The following is a 20,214-nucleotide window of genomic DNA, read 5'->3' on the forward strand; positions in this document are numbered from 1 at the left end:
CTTACATCTCCAGCGCCTGACAAAGCGCGTGTTTCATCTCTTCTTTCGCTTGATCAAGGGGCATCTTAAGCGTACAGCCCGCGGCGCGTACATGCCCGCCCCCGCCGTAAGATGCCGCGATTTTCTGCACGTCCACCCGGCGTTTGGAGCGCAGGCTGACGCGCACCACGCCATCCGGGCCTTCCTTTAAGATCGCCGCGATCTCCACCCCCTGGATATCCCGGGCATAGTCGATCATACCCTCTGTTTCGCCCTCCTGGGCGCCGCAGGCCTCCAGCCAACTGTACGCACAGCTGAGCAGCGCCACTTTATTATGGTGCAATAATTCCAGCGTGGAAAGCACTTGCGCAAGCAGCCGGGTATAGCCCACCGTCGTCCTGCGGTAAAGCCACTCGGTCAACCGCGCGCTGTCCGCGCCCGCCTCCAGCAATTCCGCCGCGGCCCGGTGCGTCTGCGCCGTGGTATTGCTATACGAAAAGTGGCCCGTATCCGTAGAGATCGCCATATAGAGATTGGCGGCGATGGAACTGGTAAAGCCAACTCCCATATGATGGATAAGGGCACACATCATCTCGCCCGCAGACGAGGCCTTAACATCCCGCCACCCGCTCATCACCTCGCCGGACTCTTCCGGCACATGATGATCCAGATACGTCACTTCTTCGCACTTATCCAGCACCTGGGCGCTATCGCCCACTCGGCCGGGATGGGAGCAGTCCACCAAAACCCCCAGGTCATAACCCGGATCGTGAGGATTATACTGCACCACTTCCTGCGCCCCGCACAGTATCATCTGCTTGTCGGTCAGCTTATCCGCGCTAAAAACCACAGCCTGCTTGCCGGCCATGCGAATTGCCTCGGCCAGCGCCAGGCTAGAACCCAGAGTATCGCAATCCGGCGAGACATGGCACAGCAGGGCGACCCGCCCGGCTGCATGGATCTTAGCGGCCAGCGCTTCTAACGGTTCATTCTTCATCCGCGTTCTCTTCCTCAGTTTCAGGTTTGACATCCAGGTCACGCAATATTTTAGCGATCTTTACGCCATATTCAATAGATGTATCCAACTCAAAGTGCAGCTGCGGCGTATGGTGGATATGCAGCCGCTTGCCCAGCTCCCTGCGCATAAAGCCCGCCGCGCTCTCCAGCGCCTTGATGGAGTCCTTCTGGGCCGTCTCATCCCCCATGACGCTGACGCGTACCGTAGCATGGGAAAAGTCCCTCGCCAGTTCTACCGAAACGATGCTGGCCATCTCGCTCAAACGCGGGTCGCGCAGGCGCAGGCGCATCATTTCGCTCAATTCTTTTTTAATATCCTCCGCCACGCGGTCAGTTCTTACGTAGGCCACTTTATTTCTCCTTATCCGTTACTTATGCGGGCTCCACCTGCTCCTGGATAAAGGCCTCGATCACGTCGTTCTCTTTAACATCGTTAAAGTTCTCAAGGCCGATACCGCACTCAAAGCCGGTCGCCACTTCTTTGGCGTCGTCCTTAAAGCGCTTGAGCGAATCGATCTTGCCCTCGTAGATGACGATGTTGTCCCGCGTCAGGCGCACCTCCGCATTGCGGCGGATATTGCCGTCCGTTACATAGCAGCCGGCGACCGTGCCCACGCCGCTGACCTTAAAGGTAGAGCGTACCTGAGCGTGCCCGATGACCACCTCTTTAAACACGGGGGCGAGCAGGCCCTTCATGGCCTTCTCCACATCCTCGATAGCATTATAAATCACGCGGTAGAAGCGCAGGTCAACATTCTCAGCCTCAGCGGCGGCGGCCGCATTGGCATCCGCGCGCACGTTAAAGCCGATGATAATGGCGTTGGATACCGAGGCCAGCATGATATCCGTCTCGGTGATCGCCCCGGCTGCGCCGTGGATCACGCGCACGCGCACCTCGTCGTTGCTCAGCTTTTCAAGCGCCTGGCGCACAGCCTCAACCGAGCCCTGCACGTCCGCCTTGACGATAATGTTCAGATCCTTGACCTGGCCCTCGGCGATCTGGTTGAACAGATCGTCCAGAGAGACCTTGGCCATAGATTTAGCCTGCTGTGCCTTGATCTTATCGCGGCGCTCCTCCGCTACCTGGCGGGAGAGTTTATCTTCCTCCACGGCGTTGAGCACATCGCCAGCCTCAGGCACTTCGCTAAAGCCCAGCACCTCCACAGGATCAGAGGGATAAGCCGCCTCTACCCGCTGGCCCTTGTCGTTGATCATGGCGCGCACGCGGCCATAGGCCACGCCCGCCACGATGGTATCGCCCACGCGCAGGGTACCGTTTTGCACCAGCACGGTGGCCACCGGACCGCGGCCGCGATCCAGCTTCGCCTCGATGATGGCACCCTTGGCCTTGCGGTCGGGGTTGGCCTTGAGCTCTTGCACCTCGGCCACCAGCAGGATCATCTCCATCAGCTTTTCCAGGCCTTCCTGCGTCTTGGCAGAGACCGGAACCATGATGGTATCGCCGCCCCAGTCCTCCGATACCAGGCCCTGCTGGGTCAGTTCCTCCATCACGCGCTGGGGATTGGCGCCGGGTTTATCGATCTTATTGATCGCCACGATGATCGGCACATCCGCCGCTTTGGCATGATTGATGGCCTCGATGGTCTGCGGCATCACGCCGTCGTCCGCCGCTACCACCAGGATCGCAATATCCGTCACCTGGGCGCCGCGGGCACGCATAGAGGTAAACGCCTCATGCCCCGGGGTATCCAGGAAGGTGATCGTCGCGCCTGCCGCCTTGATGGAATAAGCGCCGATATGCTGGGTAATGCCGCCTGCCTCCGTCGCGGTAACGTTGGCCGAACGGATAGCGTCCAGCAGAGAGGTCTTACCGTGGTCGACGTGGCCCATGATGGTGACCACCGGGGGACGGGGCTGCAATTCTTCCTGATCGTCCTCGCGGTCATCGTCGGCCAGCACCTCTTCATAGGTCTTCTCCAGCTTCTGCTCCAAGGTAATGTTATACTCGGATGCGACCAGCTGCGCGGTATCAAAATCGATTTCCTGATTAATGGTCGCCATGATCCCGATCAGGAACAATTTTTTAATGATATCTCCGGCCGGTTTGCCGATCTTCTCCGCCAGGGTCTTGATCGGCACCATCTCCGTTGTGATCACCGCATGCTCAATCTTAATGGGCTCGATCACATGCGCAGGCGCCTGCTTTTTCGGTTTGCGCCGTCCGCGCACGCGCTCATCATCCCGCATGACCGCGCCCTTCTCCACAATGCCCTTGCGCGGCTTGGCCTTGCGGTCGTTATCGTAATTGCGGTTATAGTTGCTCTTATTCGGATCGTAATTGCTTACGCGCTCCTTCTCCACCGCAGGGGTCTCAATGGCTGCGCGCGGCGCCGGGCGGTTAAATCCGCCGGGACGCTGCGGGCCCGCCCCGCCCTGCCTAAAGGGCGGACGGTTACCCTGCTGCCCCTGGCCGCCATAGGGACGACGCTCGCCCTGAGGCGCGCCGCCCTGCCGGTTGTATGGCGGACGATTGCCTTGCTGGCCTTGACTATAAGGCCGCCGGTCTCCCTGCTGCCCCTGACCGCCGTAGGGACGACGGTCGCCCTGCTGGCCTTGGCCACCATAGGGACGACGCTCGCCCTGAGGCGCGCCGCCCTGCCGGTTGTACGGCGGACGATTGCCTTGCTGACCCTGATTATAAGGCCGCCGGTCTCCCTGCTGTCCCTGGCCGCCGTACGGACGACGCTCGCCCTGTTGCTGCGCAGCCGCGCGGGGCGCATTTTGCGCCGGGGCTGCCGTCTGCGCAGGCCGTACCTGCTGCGGGGCCGCCGGAGCCTCCTCTTTAGGCTCTTGTGCCTTGGGCGCTTCCTGCACTTTGGGCGCCTCGGCCTTTTCCGCCGTTTCGGTTACAGGCGCTTTTTCCTCCACTTCCGGGGTGGATTCCAACACCGCGCGCCGCATATCGGCCACGCGCTGCTCGCGCTGCAGGCGTTCCTGCTCCACAGCGTCGCTGCGTTCGCGGTCCGCCAGCGCCTCCTCCATTCTACGGATGACCTGCACGTGCGCTTGCACGCGCTTTTGAGTATCGTGTACCTGCGCCTGTGCTTTCTTTGCACTTTCCGCCAGTGCACGGGTCATCTCCAGGATGTTTGTTTTGCTCATATAATTCCTCCACCCCCAGGTTAATTGAAAAACGCCTTACGGCATTAATTTATCCGCAATCATCTTTGCGAATGCGGCGTCCGTCACCGCCAAAACGATACGCCCGGGCTTGCCAATGGCCTGCCCCAGGTCGAAATCTTCTAAAATATAGCAGGGAATCCCACGGAATTTGGCCGCCTGCGCGTATTGCTTTTGCGCATTGGCCGCCGCAGTAGCATCTACCAGCAGGCAGAAAGCCTTATTCCCCTTCAGCGCCGCCTCTACCGCTACCTCGCCGCTGGGCGCTTTGCCCGCGCGCGCGGCCAGGCCGATGGCGCCGCCAATCTTTTGGCCCTTACAGTTCACGGCGCAACAGCTCCCTTGTCAGCTGGTCGTAAAGCGCCTCGTCGATCTTCTTATCCAGCGCCCGCTCCAGCATACGCGCTTTCACGGCTTTTTGCAGGCACGCCTCCGATGCGCAGATATAAGCCCCCCGGCCGGATTGTTTCCCCGTCCGGTCAAAGCTGATATCGCCTTCGGCAGATTTGACCACCCGGAGCAGCTCCTTTTTAGGCTTCATCTCCCGGCAGCCTACGCACATGCGCATGGGTACCTTCCTGGTCTTCAACGTTTATTCCTCCGCGTCCGTAAACTCAAAATTCTCCAGCGGCTCGTCCTCCCAGACGACTTCCTCCCCGGCGTCCTCCGCCATCAGCAGGGCCTGCGCCTGGCTCTGGCTCTTGATATCGATCTTCCAGCCCGTCAGCTTGGCGGCCAGGCGGGCATTTTGCCCCTCCTTGCCGATGGCCAGTGAAAGCTGGCTGTCCGGTACGATGACCCGGGCCGCGTGCTCGTCTTCCAGCACCTGGACCATGATTACCCGCGCCGGGCTCAGGGAGTTGGCGATATAATCGATCGGATCGGCATTCCATTTGATGATGTCGATCTTCTCGCCCTTAAGCTCTTCAACAATACGCTCTACCCGCGTGCCACGCTGCCCCACGCAGGCGCCCACCGGATCGATGGCCTCATCCGAGGAGTAGACCGCCATTTTTGTGCGGGAGCCCGCCTCGCGCGAGATGCTCTTGATCTGCACCACGCCGCTGTGGATCTCCGGTACTTCCAGTTCAAACAAGCGCTTGACCAGCCCGGGGTGCGTGCGCGAAACCATGACCTGCGGCCCCTTGTTGGTCTTTTTCACCTCGACCACATAGACCTTGAGGCGGTCGTTGATCTGGTATTCCTCACCGGGCATATGCTCGCTGGGCAGCAGCACGCCCTCGGCCTTGCCCAGCTCCACATACACGTTCTTTTTCTCGATTCGCTGGACGATAGCCGTCAAAACCTCGTTTTCCTTCTCGATATACTCGTCAAAGATCATGCCCCGCTCCGCCTCGCGGATGCGCTGCATCACCACCTGCTTGGCCGTCTGCGCCGCGATGCGGCCAAAGGACTTGGGCGTGACCTCAAACTCCACAAGATCCCCCGGCTCGTACGCCCGGTTGATCTTGCGCGCCTCCTCCAGGCCTACCTCCAGCGTATCGTCCTCTACCTGCTCCACCACGTTTTTAATGGCGAATACCCGCACATCTCCGCTTTCCCGATCGATATTGACGCTGACGTTGTGCGAAGAGCCAAAGTTGCGCTTATAGGCGGAGACCAACGCCGACTCGATGGTCTCGATCAATACCTCGCGGCTGATGCCCCGATCCCGCGCGATGATCTCGATCGCCTCTAAAAATTCGTTATTCATTGCCTTGCATTTCCTCCCCTTGTCTAAAGCAGTACCTCTCAGCTTCTTAAATCATTTCAAATACCGGTTTGACCGCGGCGACGATCTTGCGATCAAAACGGCGTTCCTTTCCATCAATTAAAATCACTACATCCTCCTGGGTGCGGCCTACGAGCTCGCCCTCAAAGGCCTTTTGCCCATCTAGCGCTTTATAAAGGCGCACCTGCACAGGGCTGCCGGCCATGCGTACAAAGTCCACATCCCTTTTGAGCGGCCGATCTCCCGGCGAGGAGACCTCCAGGTAATCGTAGTCGATATCGTCAAACAAATCCCGGATGCGCATGTGAAACTCCTGGCAATGATCCAAATCAACCCCGCCGGGCATATCCACAAAGATACGCATAAAACGGGCCTGCCCCTCTTTGCGCAGCTCCACATCCACCAGGTCCATCTTCATCTCCTGCGCGATGGGCAACACCCGCCCTTCGATCTGGGATTCAATTTTACTGGGCATCCGTTCACGCTCCTACATCACAATGTCATAAAGACAGCCTAAAGATTTCACCGTAAATACAACAGAAAGAGTGGGGACTAGGCCCACTCTTTAGTCTCATCATTCATCTTCAAAATTACATGCTATCACGCGGCTATTATAGCATACTGCAAGGGCCATTTGCAAGGGCTAAAACAGCGTAACCTGGCTGGTTTTGGGCAAATCGCCCAGACAGCCCATCTCCTGCATCACTTCCAGCACCGACCGGCTGAGCTTGGTACGGCGCCCAATTTCCTCGATGGAGATGAATTTTCCGTTCTTGCGCTCTTCCACCACGGATTGGGCGGCGTTTGCCCCCAGCCCGGGAATGGCGGTAAAAGGCAGGCGGATCCCCTCCGGCTCGATCAAAAATTCCGTCGCGTCCGAGGCGTACAGATCCACCGGTAAGAACTGTATCCCCCGGCAATACATCTCAAGGGAGATCTCCAGCATCGTTAGTATGGACTTTTCCCGGGGAGATAATCCATTGCGGCCGTCAAATTCTTTGATCTTGGCTTTGATGCCCGGGATGCCGCCGGTCACCATCCCCGCCTCAAACTCATCGGCGCGCACGGTAAAGTAGGTGGCATAAAACGCCTTGGGGTAGTTGACCTTGCAGTAAGCGATGCGGAAACCCATCGTAACATAGGCTACCGCGTGCGCCTTGGGGAACATGTACTTGATCTTCTTGCACGAGTCGATGAACCACTCGGGCACGCCGGCTTCCCGCATTTTAGGCTCCATATCCACCGCTCCGTCCTTGCGCTTTAAAACCAGGCCCTTTCCCTTACGCACGCTCTCCATAATGGCAAAAGCATCCGCCGAGTCCATGTAGTTCATCAGCTGGTTCATAATATCGTCTCGGGTACAGATGCACTGGTTCAGGCTGCAAACCCCGTCCCGGATCAGGTCCTGGGCGTTATTGGTCCACACATCCGTACCGTGGCTCAAACCGGATATGCGTACCAGCTCAGCCATGGTGGTGGGTTTGGTCTCCACCAGCATCTGGCGCACAAAGCGGGTGCCAAATTCTGGGATGCCGAAGGTACCCACCGGGCAGTCGATATCCTCAGGTGTGATCCCCAGCGGCTCGGTAGAGGAAAATATCTGCATAGTCTTGGGGTCGTCCAGCGGGATCTCTCGGGCATTAATGCCGGTCAGATCCTCCAGCATGCGGATGCTGGTGGGATCATCGTGGCCCAGAATATCCAGCTTGACCAGCCGGTCGTGCAGGGAGTTAAAGTCAAAATGGGTGGTAATGGTGCCGCTGTTCACGTCGTCCGCCGGGCGCTGCACTGCGGTAAACTCGTGGATGTCCCGATCCTTAGGCACCACGATGATGCCGCCCGGGTGCTGGCCGGTGGTGCGCTTGACCCCCGCGCTTCCCTTGACCAGACGGTTGATCTCGGCATTCAGCGCCACGCGGCCCTTATCCTCCAGGTACTTGCGCACGTAACCGTAAGCCGTCTTTTCGGCAATGGTGGCGATGGTACCGGCGCGGAACACGTGGTCGCTGCCGAACAGCTCCTCCACGTATTTATGGGCCGTGGGCTGGTATACGCCGGAGAAGTTCAGGTCGATATCAGGCACTTTGTCGCCCTTAAAGCCCAAAAACACCTCAAAGGGGATGCCGTACCCCTGCTTTTTATAGGGCGTTCCACACTCGGGGCAGACCGCGTCCGGCAAGTCCACGCCGGTAATATCCGCCATGCCTTCCTGATGCACGAACTCGCAGTGCTTGCAGTTGGGGCAGATATAGTGGGGCGGCAGCGGGTTTACCTCGGTTATATCGCACATAGTCGCCACAAAGGAGGAACCTACCGAACCCCGGGAGCCTACCAAATAGTGGTCGTCCAGCGACTTTTTCACCAGCTTATGTGCGATCAGGTACAGCACGGCAAAGCCGTTGTTGATGATGGCGTCCAGCTCCTTTTTAAGCCGCTTTTCCACCACCTCCGGCAATACCTCGCCGTAGATCTCATGGGCCTTTTTTGTGGCCATTTCGCGGATATCGTCATCCGCCCCATCGATGCGGGGCGCGTGCAGATCGTCCGGATAGGGCTTGAGCGAGGCGCATTTTTCCGCGATGGCCCGCGGCGCGTGCACCACCACGCGCATGGCCTCCTCCTGCCCCAGGTAGCTAAACTCTTCCAGCATTTCATCGGTGGATTTAAAGTAGAGCGGGGATTGCTCGTCCGCATCGTCAAAACCCATGCCATGGGTCAGGATCGCGCGGTACTCCGCATCGTGCGGGTGCAAAAAGTGCACATCCCCCGTGGCGACCACGGGTTTGCTGTACTTTTCTCCCAGAGCGATGATCCTTTTATTGATGTCGTGCAGCGCCTCAAAATCAGGCAGCGTGCCCTCCCGCACCAAAAAGGCGTTATTGGCATCGGGTTGAATCTCGTAATAATCGTAAAACTCGGCCAATTCGGCGATGCGGTCATCGTCCTCGCCGTTTAAAAAGGCCTTGAACAGCTCGCCCGCCTGGCAGGCAGAACCTACGATCAAACCGCCCCGCAGGCGGTTCAGCAGCGTGCGGGGGATGCGCGGGCGGCGGTGGTAATACTTCAGGTGCGAGGCGGAAACCAGCTTATAGAGGTTTTGCAGCCCCTCCTGGTTCTCCACCAGCAGCACGATATGGTAAGAGGGCAGCTTTTTGGTATCCACCTGCTCGGAAAACGCGCCGTTGACCTGGCTGAGCCGCTCCAGCCCCATCTGCTTTAACTGCTCCAACTGCCGCAGCAGAATCAGCGCCGTGGCCTCGGCATCGTGCACGGCGCGGTGATGGTTCTTCAGCGAGACCCCCAGATGATCCGCCACGATATTGAGCTTGTGGCTGCGCAGTTCCGGATACAGGTTGCGCGCCAAGGTGAGGGTATCGATCACCGTAGGCTCAAAAGTCCATCCGTTCTGTTTGGCCGTATGGCGGATGAACGATATATCAAAGGGAGCGTTGTGGGCGCACAGCGCCGCATCCCCGCAAAAATCCAGAAACTGGCGCACTACGGTGGCATTATCGGGCGCTGCGGCCACCATCTCATCGGTAATGCCGGTGAGCTTGACGATGTTGAGCGGGATGGGCCTGCCGGGGTTGGTAAAGCTGGAGAACCGGTCGATGATCTCCCCATCCCGTACCTTGACCGCGCCGATCTCCGTGATGCCGCACTTAGCCACGCTAAGGCCGGTGGTTTCGATATCGAATACCACCGTCTCCGTGTGCAATCGCTTATCCCCCGGTCTGCGCACGATGGGCACCGCGTCGTCCACCAGATACCCCTCGACGCCGAAGATCGCCTTCATCCCATTGGCCTTGGCCGCGGCGTACGCATCCGGAAAGGCCTGCACCACGCCATGATCGGTAATGGCCACGGCCTCATGGCCCCAGGCGTGGGCCTGCTTGAACAGATCCTTGACCGGCGTAAGCGCATCCATGGCGCTCATCTGGGTATGCAGGTGCAGCTCCACCCGCTTAACCTCGGCCGTATCCACCCGCACCGGCGCCTCGGCCGCGCCGATGTCGTTAGCCATGATTACGGTCTCCCGCTGGAATTTGTCAAATACCACCGGGCCCTTGACCCGTACATAACCGCCGGGCTTCAAGTGATCCTGCACGCCGCTGTTGGGTTCCACAAACAGCTTGACGGAAAAGGAGTTGGTGTAATCGGTCATATCAAAGTTTATGATCTGCTTGCCGTTGCGCAGATCTTTGACTTCTACGCCGATGATCTCCCCCTCGATACAGACCGTGCCGGAATCCTCCGCCAGCTCGCGCATGGGGATGGGTTTGGTCTTGATGGCGTTGCCGTAAATGACGGAAGGGGTGGCGCTCTTTTTCTTCTCCGGCTTTTTACGTGCTTCTTTCAACGTCTGGCTGAGTAGCTGGGCCGTGGCCTGCTTTTGCAGCTCCTCGTGCTGGGCGATGGCCTCATCCTGCTTGCAATCGCAGGTGAATTCTACCCGCATCTCACAGCCGAACTGGCTTTTGATGATCTCCTCCAACGCCTGGGCGCCGCCGCAATCCCGCAGGAAATCCCTGCCCGCGGGGTTATGGACCTGCACGTTGAGTTTATTGCCCTCGCTTTTCCAGTCGGCTCCCGCCAGCCACACGCGCGCCGAGGGCAGTTTCTCGCTCAATCCCTCGGCCAACTGCGCAGTATACTGGGGCAGGTCATTGCGCAGGGCATCCCCCATATCGGGGTAGACCACGGATACCTCTACCCGGCTCCAATCCTTAAATTCCTCCTGCAGGGCCTGCTTTAAGTCGGCCAGCTCCTGGGCGGGGATACAGCTTTTCCCCGCAAGGGAAAAGACCAGCTCCTCCCGCTTGGGATTCACCCGAACCCCCTGCAGCTGTAAAAGGGACTGCCAATGGGCCAGTCCTCCCCGCTGTGTAATCTTCTGCCATCCCTGCTGTAACGCCTTTGCCGACAACCTTTAAGACCCCTTTTCCCAAAATAACGCTTGATTTTATCTCTTAACGCTTTGACCCTGCCCCGGTCATCTCCAGGATCTCCTGCGCCAACCGGCTGGCCAGCTGATCCCCGGGCACGGCGCATACCTGCTGGCCGCGCTTAAAGAGCACGCCCTTGTCCTTGCCGCCGGCGATGCCTACATCCGCCTGCCGGGCCTCGCCGGGGCCGTTGACCGCACAGCCCATGATCGCCACCTTGATGGGCGCCTCCACTGTACCCACCAGGCGCTCTACCTCATAGACGATCTGTTCCAAGTCGATATTGCACCGCCCGCAGGTGGGACAGGAGACGATCTCCATCCCCTGGCGGCGCAGCCCCAGGCTGCGCAGGATCTCGATGCCGGTCTCCACCTCGCGCACCACATCCCCCGTCAGGGAGACCCGCAGCGTATCGCCAATGCCGTCCAGCAGCAGCGCGCCGATGCCGATGGCGCTCTTGACGATCCCAGCCCTGGGCGTCCCCGCCTCGGTCACCCCCAGGTGCAGCGGATAGTCCCGCTTTTCGGCCATCAGGCGGTAGCTTTCTACCGTATCGCACACGTTAGACGCCTTAAGCGCCACCACGATCTGGTCGAAGTTCAGCTCCTCCAAAATCGCGATATGCTCCATGGCGCTCTCTACCATCCCCTGAGGCGTGGGGCCATGATACTTGTCCAATATCTTTTTATCCAGCGAACCGGCGTTTACGCCGATGCGGATGGGGATATTCCGCTCCTTGGCCGCAGAAACCACTTTGCGCACCCGCCCGGGTTCCCCGATATTGCCGGGGTTGATGCGCAGTTTATCGATGCCCTGCTCAATCGCCTTGAGCGCCAGACGGTAATCAAAGTGGATATCCGCCACCAGCGGCATACCGCTCTGGCGCTTGATCTCGCCAATGGCCATGGCGCAGGCCTCATCATAGATGGACATGCGCACGATATCGCAGCCTGCGTCCTTCATCCGCATGATCTGCGCTACCGTAGCGTCAATATCCCGCGTATCCGTATTGGTCATCGACTGTACCGGGATGGGCGCCCCCCCGCCGATGGGCACGCCGCCTACCGTCACTTGCCGCGTATTTTTCCTTTGCATATTCAGCTCCCGCTCCTTTATGTCCCGGGGAATATCAGCGCCCGGATATCTTGGAAGGTCAGCACCACAAACAGCCCCATCATAAAGACCAGCCCGCAAAAGTGCACCATGCCCTCTTTCTCCGGGGGGATGGGCTTGCCGCGGATGGCCTCAATGGCGATGAACACCAGCCGCGCCCCGTCCATGCCGGGGATGGGCAAAAGGTTGATCACGCCCAGGTTGATGCTGATCAAAACGCCAAACATCATCAGGTTTTTGATCGCCAGGGTGATGGCGTCCCAGGTCCCGGCAAAGCCGATCTTGGCCGCATCCCCCAAAATGCTGACGATGCGCACCGGGCCGCCCAGATCCTGCGCTCCCTCAAATTTGAAGATCAGGTTTTTAAGGAACACGAACATCTGGGTCACGATATCCACTAGCATCTGCCCGGCCTGTTTGATGGCCTCAAAAAAGCTTAAGGGGATGCGCTCCCCAAAGGTGATGCCGATTAGATAACTCTGGCTGGCTTCGTCATATACCGGCGTCATGACCAGGTTCTCCACGAGCTGACCCTCCCGCTCCACCGTAAGGGTAATGGGCTGGGTAGGGTCTTTCTGAATCTCTGTCCTGGCCTGGGAAGCGGTCTCCACCGCTACGCCGTTGACCGATACGATCTTATCCCCGGCCATCAGCCCTGCCTCAATGGCCGGGCGGCCTTCGTCCACCGTTACGATCCGGCTGGAATAATCGCCGCCGAAAAACATCAGCAACAACGCCGCCACCACAAAGGCGAACACAAAGTTCATCAGCGCCCCCGCCGCCACCATGATGGCCCGCCGCCCCACGGAGATATTGTTCATGGCCCTAGGGTCGTCGTCGGATTCATCCTCGCCCAAAAAGCGGCAGTATCCGCCGATGGGCAGCCAGCGAAGGGAATACATCGTGCCCTTGCGCTCTTTTTGGACGATCTTGGGTCCCATGCCGATAGAAAACTCCAAAACCTGCATGCCCACCGCCTTGCCGGCGATAAAGTGACCAAACTCGTGCACCATGACGATGATGCTCAGTGCCAATAGCGCGATCAGGATCGCGCCGATGTTTGAAAAAATAGCGCCCATTGCATTTCCTTTGTCCTTATTTATTTGCAGCCCAGATGCGCGACAACCGGTCGGCCTCTACGACCTCTCCTATCGTATCCGCCTTTAAATGCGCCCCCTGCTCTAAAGCATATTCTACCAATCTTGGAATATCCATAAACCCAATTTGCGAATTTAAAAATTTAGCCACGGCAACCTCGTTCGCCCCGTTGAGCACCACCGGCGCCGCGCCGCCCGCCTGCAGGGCCTCGTAAGCCAGGCGCAGACAGGGGAAGCGCGCATAATCCGGCGCTTCAAAGGTGAGCGGCGGGCAGGTAAAAAGATCCAGATGCTGCGCCGGGCTCTCCATACGCTCTGGATAGAGCAGTGCATACTGGATCGGGATGCGCATATCCGCCACCCCCAACTGTGCCAGCACAGATCCATCGCAAAACGCCACCGCCGAGTGGACGATGCTCTGCGGGTGCACCGCTACCTGTATGCGCTCCGGCGCCAGGCCAAACAGCCAGCGCGCCTCGATGACTTCCAGCCCCTTATTCATCATGGTGGCAGAATCGATGGTGATCTTCGCCCCCATGGCCCAGTTGGGGTGATTGAGCGCCTGCTCCACCGTGACCTGCGCCATCTGGTCCGCGGTATAGCCCCTAAACGGACCGCCGGACGCTGTCAACCATATTTTTTCTACCCTTTTGCCGTCCGCGTTGCCCTGGATGCATTGGAAGATCGCCCCGTGCTCGCTGTCCACAGGCAAGAGCTCTGCCCCGCCCTTGTGGACCGCCTCCAGCACCAGCGCCCCGCCGGTGACCAGCGCCTCCTTATTGGCCAGGGCGATGCGCTTGCCCGCCTTGGCCGCAGCCAGCACCGCCTCCAGGCCCGCAATGCCTACCACCGCAACCAGGCAGGTATCCGCGCCCTCCCAGGCGGCCAGGGCGATCATGGCGGCGCGGCCGGTGACCAGCTGCGTGCCCTTAGGCACCTCCCCGGCAATGCGCGCGGCGGCCGCCTCATCCACCAAGCAGGCCATAGCCGGGTGGAAAAAGTGGATCTGCTCCAGCAATTTTTCCGCCTGGCTGTAGGCGCAGAGCGCCGTCACTTTTATCTTATCCGGGTGCGCAGCCGCAACGGACAGCGCCTGTGTGCCGATTGAACCGGTACTGCCCAGTACCGCCAGCTTGATTTTTTCCGTATCACCCAAAAAACGCGCCTCCTAACCCTACAAGAGGAACAACGTAAAGTATCCAAATACCGCCACTGCGTTAAAGACGATGCCGTCAAACCGGTCCATCACCCCGCCGTGACCTGGAAAGACTTTGCCATAATCCTTAATGCCGCAAAACCGCTTGATCTGCGAGGCCGCCAGATCCCCAAGCTCCCCGGCCAGAGAACTGAGCACCGCCAAAATCGCAAAATGCCACAGGGGAATGCCCGCGCCTTGGGCAAAATACCCTACCCCCATGCAAAAGATCAAGTTCCACACAAAGCCGCCAATGGCGCCCTCCACCGTCTTTTTGGGGCTGATCTCCGGGCAGAGCTTGTGTTTGCCGATAAAGGTGCCGGTAAAGTACGCCCCAATATCGCAGATGGACGAACCCGCCACCGCGATGAGCAGACCGTACAGGCCCACCCAATAATCCGGCCAGTGGTTGAGCGCGATCAAAAACGCGAAGGGCAGCGAGGGATATAAGAGGGTAAACGAACCTGCGATAATGTTATCCACACTTCGCCCCTCGAACAGCGCGCAGGTCATCTGCGCCACCAGGCAGGCGGAAAGCAGGATCACCGCGCCGGTAAGGCCCTTCCACAAAAAGGCCGGCAGCAGCAGGATGCCGAAAATATAGACCGGCCACCGCCCGATCTTGGGATATTTACTTTTGAGCGCAGTCAGCACTTCCCACTGGGCCACCAGCAAAAAGGCAATCAGCATCAGGTCCGCCGCCCAACCGCGGAAGGTCAGAAAAAACGCCACCATACATAGCGCGACGATACCCGTTATGATGCGTGTTCCCATTTCATCTACGTCCTTCTGCCCGGAAAGGGCGTTTTTTTGGTTGCCAACGATTTATTATACCATATCCCCGCGGTTTAAACACCGCCAAATCGCCTGCTGCGGCTTTGGTAAATCGCGATCGACCGGAAAAATTCCTCCTTGGTATAATCCGGCCAGTACACATCGGTAAATACGAACTCCGCATACGCCAGCTGATAGAGCAAAAAGTTGCTCAGCCGCTGTTCTCCGCTGGTGCGGATCAAAAGGTCCGGCTCGGGCAGGCCCGCCGTAAACAGGTACCGGCCAAAACCATCCTCATCCAGCGCTTCGGCCTGCACGTTGCCCTTGGCAACGTCCAGCGCAAAGCGCTTGGCCGCCTGCACGATCTCACCCCGCCCGCCATAATTAAAGGCGATGTTAAACTTCAACCCCTTGTTATCCCGCGTGCACACACAGGCGCGCTCCATCACCTCGCGCACGCGCGAGGGGGTCTGCTCCTCAAACCCCAGGATGCGGATGCAAACGCCGTTGCGGTCCAGCTCGTCGATCTTTTTCTCAAAGTATTCCACCAGCAGGTTCATCAGCATGGCCACTTCTTCTTTGGGCCGCGCCCAGTTCTCGGTGGAAAAGGCGTAAACCGTCAGGGCCTCGATGCCCAGCTCGTCACACGCACGGATGATGGTTTCCAGCGTTTCCATGCCCGCCCGGTGCCCTGCCGTGCGCGGCAGCGCCCGCTGCTTAGCCCAGCGCCCGTTTCCATCCATGATCATCGCGATATGCCGGGGCAGTTTATCCGGCGAGCGATCCAGCGCGATAGCGCCAGGCTGCACCGCCTTTTTCTTGAACCACTTCATTTGTATGGAGCCTCTTTCCTAAAAATTCGCCCAAGGCCATCGCAAGACAGCCCTGGGCAAATATTTCATCATTCCATTTTTGCGCACGCCGCCGGCGCGTAGGCAAAGGCGCCGGCGATGATCTCCACCACCGCGCGCTGCGTCCCCTGCGCGTCCAGCGCCCTGAGCCTGATCACGCGCAAATCCTTTAACCGCGCGTCGTAATGCCGTATACGCTGGGGCATCGTCAGCTTCACCCGCAAGGTATACTGTCCGCCAAGCGCGGCCTTCACCTCTTCCAGCGGCCAGCCCAGGTATTTTTGCAGCTCATCCATTAAACCGACATAACTTCCTTTTCTTTTTGCGCAAGGATGCCGTCGATCTCTTTAATGGCCTTATCCGTCGCCTTTTGCACGTCCGCTTCCAACGTTTTGAGGTCGTCCTCGGTAATCTCGCTGGCCTTTTGCATCTTTTTCAGCGCGTCGTTGGCATCCCGGCGGATGGCGCGCACCGCCACCTTGGCCTCTTCGCCCTGCTTTTTCACCAGTTTGACCAGCTCTTTGCGGCGCTCCTCGGTCAGCTCCGGCACCACCAGGCGGATCACCTTACCATCGTTGGAAGGATGGATGCCCAGATCCGAGGCGTTGATCGCCTTTTCCACTGCCGAGATCATGCTGGTATCCCAAAGGGAGATCACCAGCATCCGCGGCTCGGGCGCCGAGATGTTGCCGATCTGGGTCAGCGGGGTGGGCGTGCCGTAATAATCGACTGTAATGCGGTCTAACAGCTGCGGGTTCGCCCGTCCGGCGCGCAAGCTGGAAAGCTCTTTTTGGAGTACACTCTGGGTCTTGGCCATTTTTTCTTTCGCCGTAGCCAGTACGTCGTTTGCCATTTTGTACCGCCTCCTTGTTTAACTTAACTTTATTGTACCGAATTTTGCCAGCGGATACAACCTATTTCTTAGAGCAGCGCGCCCACGCGGGTGCCAAACTCTTCTCCCATCACCGCGCGGCGGATGCTGTTCTCCTCGTTAAGGCCAAAAACCACGATCGGGATCTTGTTATCCATGCACAGCGTAATAGCCGTCGTATCCATTACCGTCAACCCGCGGTTGAGCACATCGATATAATCGATCTGCGAGAAACGCTTGGCATTGGGGTTGACTTTGGGGTCCGAATCGTACACCCCATCCACGTTTTTAGCCAGCAGGATCGCTTCTGCGTCGATCTCGGCCGCGCGCAGCGCAGCGGTGGTATCCGTAGAAAAGAACGGGTTGCCCGTGCCGCAGGCGAAGATCACCACGCGCCCCTTTTCCAGATGCCGGACCGCGCGCCTGCGGATGTAAGGCTCCGCTACCGCGCGCATCTCGATGGCGCTGAGCACCCGCGTGGGCACCCCGCGCTGCTCCATCGCATCCTGAAGGGCCAGCGCGTTGATGCCGGTGGCCAGCATACCCATATAGTCCGCCGTGGTCCGGTCCATATTGCTGCCCTGGCGGCCGCGCCAGATATTCCCTGCGCCGATGACGATACCCACTTCGATGCCCATCTGCACCACCTGGATGATCTGATCGCAAATTTTACCCACCACGTCGAAGTTGATCACCTGGCCGTTTTCCCCGACGATCGCCTCGCCGCTGAGTTTGAGCATGATTCTTTTATAAGCCGGTTCTGCCATGAGGAAAGCCCCCCTTTACATAATTGTTGCAAAAAACGAGAACACAAGGTGTTCTCGTTTTTTGAGCATCCATAACGGATTATTTCATCTGGCTCATAACCTCGTCCACAAAATTATCCTGGCGCTTCTCCAACCCTTCGCCCATCTCATAGCGGACAAAGCGGCGGATATTCATGTTCTCGCCAATGGTCGCGATCTGCTCTTGCACCATCTGGTTGATGGTCTTATCGTTGTCCTTAACAAAGGGCTGCTCCAGCAGGCAAACATCTTTGTAGAACTTCTCGATACGGCCCTGCACCATGCGCTCGACGATCTTCTCAGGCTTGCCCTCGTTGAGAGCCTGCTGGCGCAGAATCTCCATCTCCTTATCCAGCACATCCTGGGGCACGTCTTCCTTTTTCAAATAAGTGGGGTTCGCCGCGGCGATATGCATGGCAATATCCCGCACAAAGGCCTTGAACTCCGCCGTTTTCGCCACAAAGTCGGTCTCGCAGTTGACCTCGACCATAACGCCGATCTTGCCGCCCATATGGATGTACGCCTCAACGATACCCTCGGCAGCGATGCGCCCGGCCTTTTTCGCCGCGGCGGCCAGGCCCTTCTCGCGAAGCAGCTCGATGGCCTTATCCATGTCGCCGTTGGCCTCATTCAAAGCGCGTTTGCAATCCATCATACCTACGCCCGTGCGCTCGCGTAACTCTTTAACCTGTTGCGCAGTAATCATAGCACTTTCCTCCCGATGCTTTTATCCTAAAGTTTATCTGATCCTTATTCGGCAGCTTCCACGGCCTCAGCCTCAGCCTCGGCTTCTTCCATCTGCTCGCCCTGGCGGCCTTCCAGCACGGCGTCGGCCATCTTACCGGCGATCAGCTTCACCGCGCGGATGGCGTCGTCATTGCCGGGGATCACCATATCGATCTCGTCCGGGTCGCAGTTGGTATCCACGATCGCCACGATCGGAATCCCCAGCGCACGCGCCTCGGATACGGCGATGTGCTCTTTGCGCGGGTCTACGATGAACAGCGCGCCCGGCAGGCGGGGCATCTTACGGATACCGCCCAGGTTTTTGAGCAGCTTCTCGCGCTCGGCGTTGAGCTGCAGCACTTCCTTTTTGGGCAGCACTTCAAAATCGCCGTCGGCCTCCATCTTATCGATGCGATCCAAACGCTGGATACGGGTCTTGATGGTCTTAAAGTTGGTCAGCATGCCGCCCAGCCAACGCTGGTTCACATAATACATGCCGCAGCGCTGCGCCTCCACCTCGATGGACTCCTGCGCCTGCTTTTTGGTGCCTACAAACAGGATATCGCCGCCCTGCATGGCAATATCGCGGACGAACATATAGGCCTCGTCCACCTTTTTCACCGTCTTTTGCAGGTCGATAATGTAGATACCGTTGCGCTCCGTAAAGATATAGGGCGCCATCTTGGGGTTCCAACGGCGGGTCTGGTGGCCAAAGTGCACACCGGCTTCGAGCAGCTGCTTCATAGAAATAACGGACATAAAAAAACCTCCTCGTTTTTTCCTTCCCCTGCTTCATCTTACCTGGGTGACCATTTACGGCACGAGCCCATTCATCCACTAGGGGTGTGTTTTTCCTGAAAAATTATATCATAACCCCGCCGGCAATGCAAGCGCGCTTTTTGGCTGCAAACATACCTCACCTTGTCGGACGATTGTCGATTTTCGGGGAAATCGATATGATGATATGTAGAATTGCATTTCTTTTCACTCAATTCCTAGGACTTTTGCAAAAATTTGGAGAGGGGTTTTTGTATGAAGAAAATCATCACGCTTGCACTCATTGCCGCCCTGGCTGCGCTCAGTACCGCGGGCTGTACCTTCGCGCCGGCCAAACAGGCGGCCGCAACGGTTTCCGCCAGCGCAACGGCCACAGTTGTACCGGCAACAGCGACAGCTGCGCCCAGCCAGGCAGCTGCAACGGCCAAGCCTGCTACGGCGTCTTCAGCCAATAAGGGGACTACGGGCAGCGTGCTCTCCCCCAGCGCTCAATTTAATGCGATAGCCGAAAAATATTACTTTAAGATCACCGATGTTTCCGATCCAGACCTGTACCAGCTTACCCTTCCTATCAGCTCTGCGGGTTATACCAGCAAGCGGGATCTGCGGACGCGCTTTTACAGGTCATGCGCCTGTTCGGCGATGTGATCCAGCTCGATCAGGTCCCCTGTCAGGGCCTCATTATCAGCATTAATCTGGACGGCCGGGATATCGCCGTGGTTTCGGTGTACACCGCCGTAGACCTGGGTATGCTGGGGACCAACGAGCCCATGATGCTCGACACCAACTACAGCGACGCTTTTAAATCCGTTTACCAGCAGTATTTCGCCGAGATCGATTATAAAACGCTGACCAAATAACTAGTGATAAATACAAAAAAGCGGGTAAATCAAAATTGATTTACCCGCTTTTTTTCATAAACAAACTTATTCTTCTTCCTCTTCTTGTTCCATGATCGCAACGAATTCGTTAAAGGCCGCATCCAGCTCCTTCTCATCCTCGATCACTTCATAGACCTCGCCGCCATCAGGCTCCTCATCGATCCGCATGATGGTGACCATATCCTCCTCGTCCTCCACCTGCTGGAGGGCGAGATAATGCTTTGCGTTGTACTCAAACGTCAGCAGATGGTGGAACGCGACGCCCTCTCCATCTTCTCCAATCAGCTCGATCACTTCGTATTCGCCATTGTCCGCCAATGCCATTCCCC

The 20,214-nt window shown here is 58.1% G+C and carries 21 protein-coding genes; 2 read left to right on the top strand and 19 right to left on the bottom strand.

Features of this window, described 5'->3' with window-relative positions:
- Position 1: 1 nt before the first annotated feature.
- The 18 genes from H8699_RS06170 to rpsB form a co-directional block, all read right to left on the bottom strand.
- Positions 2-976, bottom strand: a complete 975-nt coding sequence (locus H8699_RS06170) for a DHH family phosphoesterase (protein ID WP_249284920.1) — start codon at positions 974-976, stop codon at positions 2-4.
- Positions 966-1,346 carry a 30S ribosome-binding factor RbfA gene (rbfA, locus tag H8699_RS06175; RefSeq protein WP_138296080.1) on the bottom strand — a complete coding sequence of 127 codons (381 nt, stop codon included), beginning with the start codon at positions 1,344-1,346 and terminating at the stop codon, positions 966-968. Before rbfA ends, H8699_RS06170 begins: the two co-directional genes overlap by 11 nt.
- Before the next feature lie 22 nt (positions 1,347-1,368).
- Positions 1,369-4,119, bottom strand: a complete 2,751-nt coding sequence (infB, locus tag H8699_RS06180; RefSeq protein WP_138296081.1) for a translation initiation factor IF-2 — start codon at positions 4,117-4,119, stop codon at positions 1,369-1,371.
- Positions 4,120-4,155: 36 nt separating this feature from the next.
- The gene (locus H8699_RS06185) at positions 4,156-4,464 is read right to left on the bottom strand and encodes a L7Ae/L30e/S12e/Gadd45 family ribosomal protein (protein WP_249284921.1); all 309 of its coding nucleotides are present in this window, start codon (positions 4,462-4,464) and stop codon (positions 4,156-4,158) included.
- Positions 4,454-4,726, bottom strand: coding sequence for an RNase P modulator RnpM (gene rnpM, locus H8699_RS06190; protein WP_249284922.1), 273 nt, complete (start codon positions 4,724-4,726; stop codon positions 4,454-4,456). Before rnpM ends, H8699_RS06185 begins: the two co-directional genes overlap by 11 nt.
- A gap of 3 nt (positions 4,727-4,729) precedes the next feature.
- A complete protein-coding gene (gene nusA, locus H8699_RS06195) occupies positions 4,730-5,851 on the bottom strand; it encodes a transcription termination factor NusA (RefSeq protein ID WP_249284923.1) in 1,122 nt (373 codons plus the stop codon).
- A gap of 46 nt (positions 5,852-5,897) precedes the next feature.
- Positions 5,898-6,344, bottom strand: coding sequence for a ribosome maturation factor RimP (locus H8699_RS06200; protein WP_249284924.1), 447 nt, complete (start codon positions 6,342-6,344; stop codon positions 5,898-5,900).
- A 168-nt stretch (positions 6,345-6,512) separates the two neighbouring features.
- A complete protein-coding gene (locus H8699_RS06205; protein ID WP_249284925.1) occupies positions 6,513-10,796 on the bottom strand; it encodes a PolC-type DNA polymerase III in 4,284 nt (1,427 codons plus the stop codon).
- Positions 10,797-10,839: 43 nt separating this feature from the next.
- A complete protein-coding gene (ispG, locus tag H8699_RS06210; RefSeq protein WP_249284926.1) occupies positions 10,840-11,910 on the bottom strand; it encodes a flavodoxin-dependent (E)-4-hydroxy-3-methylbut-2-enyl-diphosphate synthase in 1,071 nt (356 codons plus the stop codon).
- A gap of 17 nt (positions 11,911-11,927) precedes the next feature.
- A complete protein-coding gene (locus tag H8699_RS06215; RefSeq protein ID WP_249284927.1) occupies positions 11,928-13,007 on the bottom strand; it encodes a M50 family metallopeptidase in 1,080 nt (359 codons plus the stop codon).
- Between the two features lie 16 nt (positions 13,008-13,023).
- Positions 13,024-14,181 (bottom strand): 1-deoxy-D-xylulose-5-phosphate reductoisomerase, encoded by a 1,158-nt coding sequence (locus H8699_RS06220; protein WP_249284928.1) that lies wholly within the window; start codon positions 14,179-14,181, stop codon positions 13,024-13,026.
- Between the two features lie 18 nt (positions 14,182-14,199).
- Entirely contained in the window at positions 14,200-14,994 is a 795-nt protein-coding gene (locus H8699_RS06225) for a phosphatidate cytidylyltransferase (protein ID WP_249284929.1), read from the bottom strand.
- 74 nt (positions 14,995-15,068) lie between these two features.
- Complete coding sequence (locus tag H8699_RS06230) at positions 15,069-15,827, bottom strand: isoprenyl transferase (protein ID WP_249284930.1); 759 nt, start codon at positions 15,825-15,827, stop codon at positions 15,069-15,071.
- A 68-nt stretch (positions 15,828-15,895) separates the two neighbouring features.
- Positions 15,896-16,141, bottom strand: coding sequence for a hypothetical protein (locus H8699_RS06235; RefSeq protein WP_249284931.1), 246 nt, complete (start codon positions 16,139-16,141; stop codon positions 15,896-15,898).
- Entirely contained in the window at positions 16,141-16,698 is a 558-nt protein-coding gene (gene frr / locus H8699_RS06240; protein ID WP_138296091.1) for a ribosome recycling factor, read from the bottom strand. The genes H8699_RS06235 and frr overlap by 1 nt, the downstream gene beginning before the upstream one ends.
- A gap of 68 nt (positions 16,699-16,766) precedes the next feature.
- Positions 16,767-17,483 carry a UMP kinase gene (gene pyrH / locus H8699_RS06245; RefSeq protein ID WP_147517781.1) on the bottom strand — a complete coding sequence of 239 codons (717 nt, stop codon included), beginning with the start codon at positions 17,481-17,483 and terminating at the stop codon, positions 16,767-16,769.
- 79 nt (positions 17,484-17,562) lie between these two features.
- A complete protein-coding gene (tsf, locus tag H8699_RS06250; protein WP_138296093.1) occupies positions 17,563-18,207 on the bottom strand; it encodes a translation elongation factor Ts in 645 nt (214 codons plus the stop codon).
- 44 nt (positions 18,208-18,251) lie between these two features.
- Positions 18,252-18,986 (bottom strand): 30S ribosomal protein S2, encoded by a 735-nt coding sequence (gene rpsB / locus H8699_RS06255; protein ID WP_147517780.1) that lies wholly within the window; start codon positions 18,984-18,986, stop codon positions 18,252-18,254.
- Between the two features lie 273 nt (positions 18,987-19,259).
- On the opposite strand from rpsB, the gene H8699_RS06260 reads away from it, so the two are divergent.
- Entirely contained in the window at positions 19,260-19,652 is a 393-nt protein-coding gene (locus H8699_RS06260) for a hypothetical protein (protein ID WP_249284932.1), read from the top strand.
- A complete protein-coding gene (locus tag H8699_RS06265; RefSeq protein WP_249284933.1) occupies positions 19,649-19,864 on the top strand; it encodes a hypothetical protein in 216 nt (71 codons plus the stop codon). Before H8699_RS06260 ends, H8699_RS06265 begins: the two co-directional genes overlap by 4 nt.
- 66 nt (positions 19,865-19,930) lie before the next feature.
- Here H8699_RS06265 and H8699_RS06270 read toward each other — a convergent pair whose 3' ends face one another.
- Positions 19,931-20,209 (bottom strand): DUF1292 domain-containing protein, encoded by a 279-nt coding sequence (locus H8699_RS06270; protein ID WP_138296096.1) that lies wholly within the window; start codon positions 20,207-20,209, stop codon positions 19,931-19,933.
- Positions 20,210-20,214: the final 5 nt, after the last annotated feature.

The organism is Luoshenia tenuis, assembly GCF_014384745.1.
In the GTDB taxonomy this organism is placed as follows: domain Bacteria; phylum Bacillota; class Clostridia; order Christensenellales.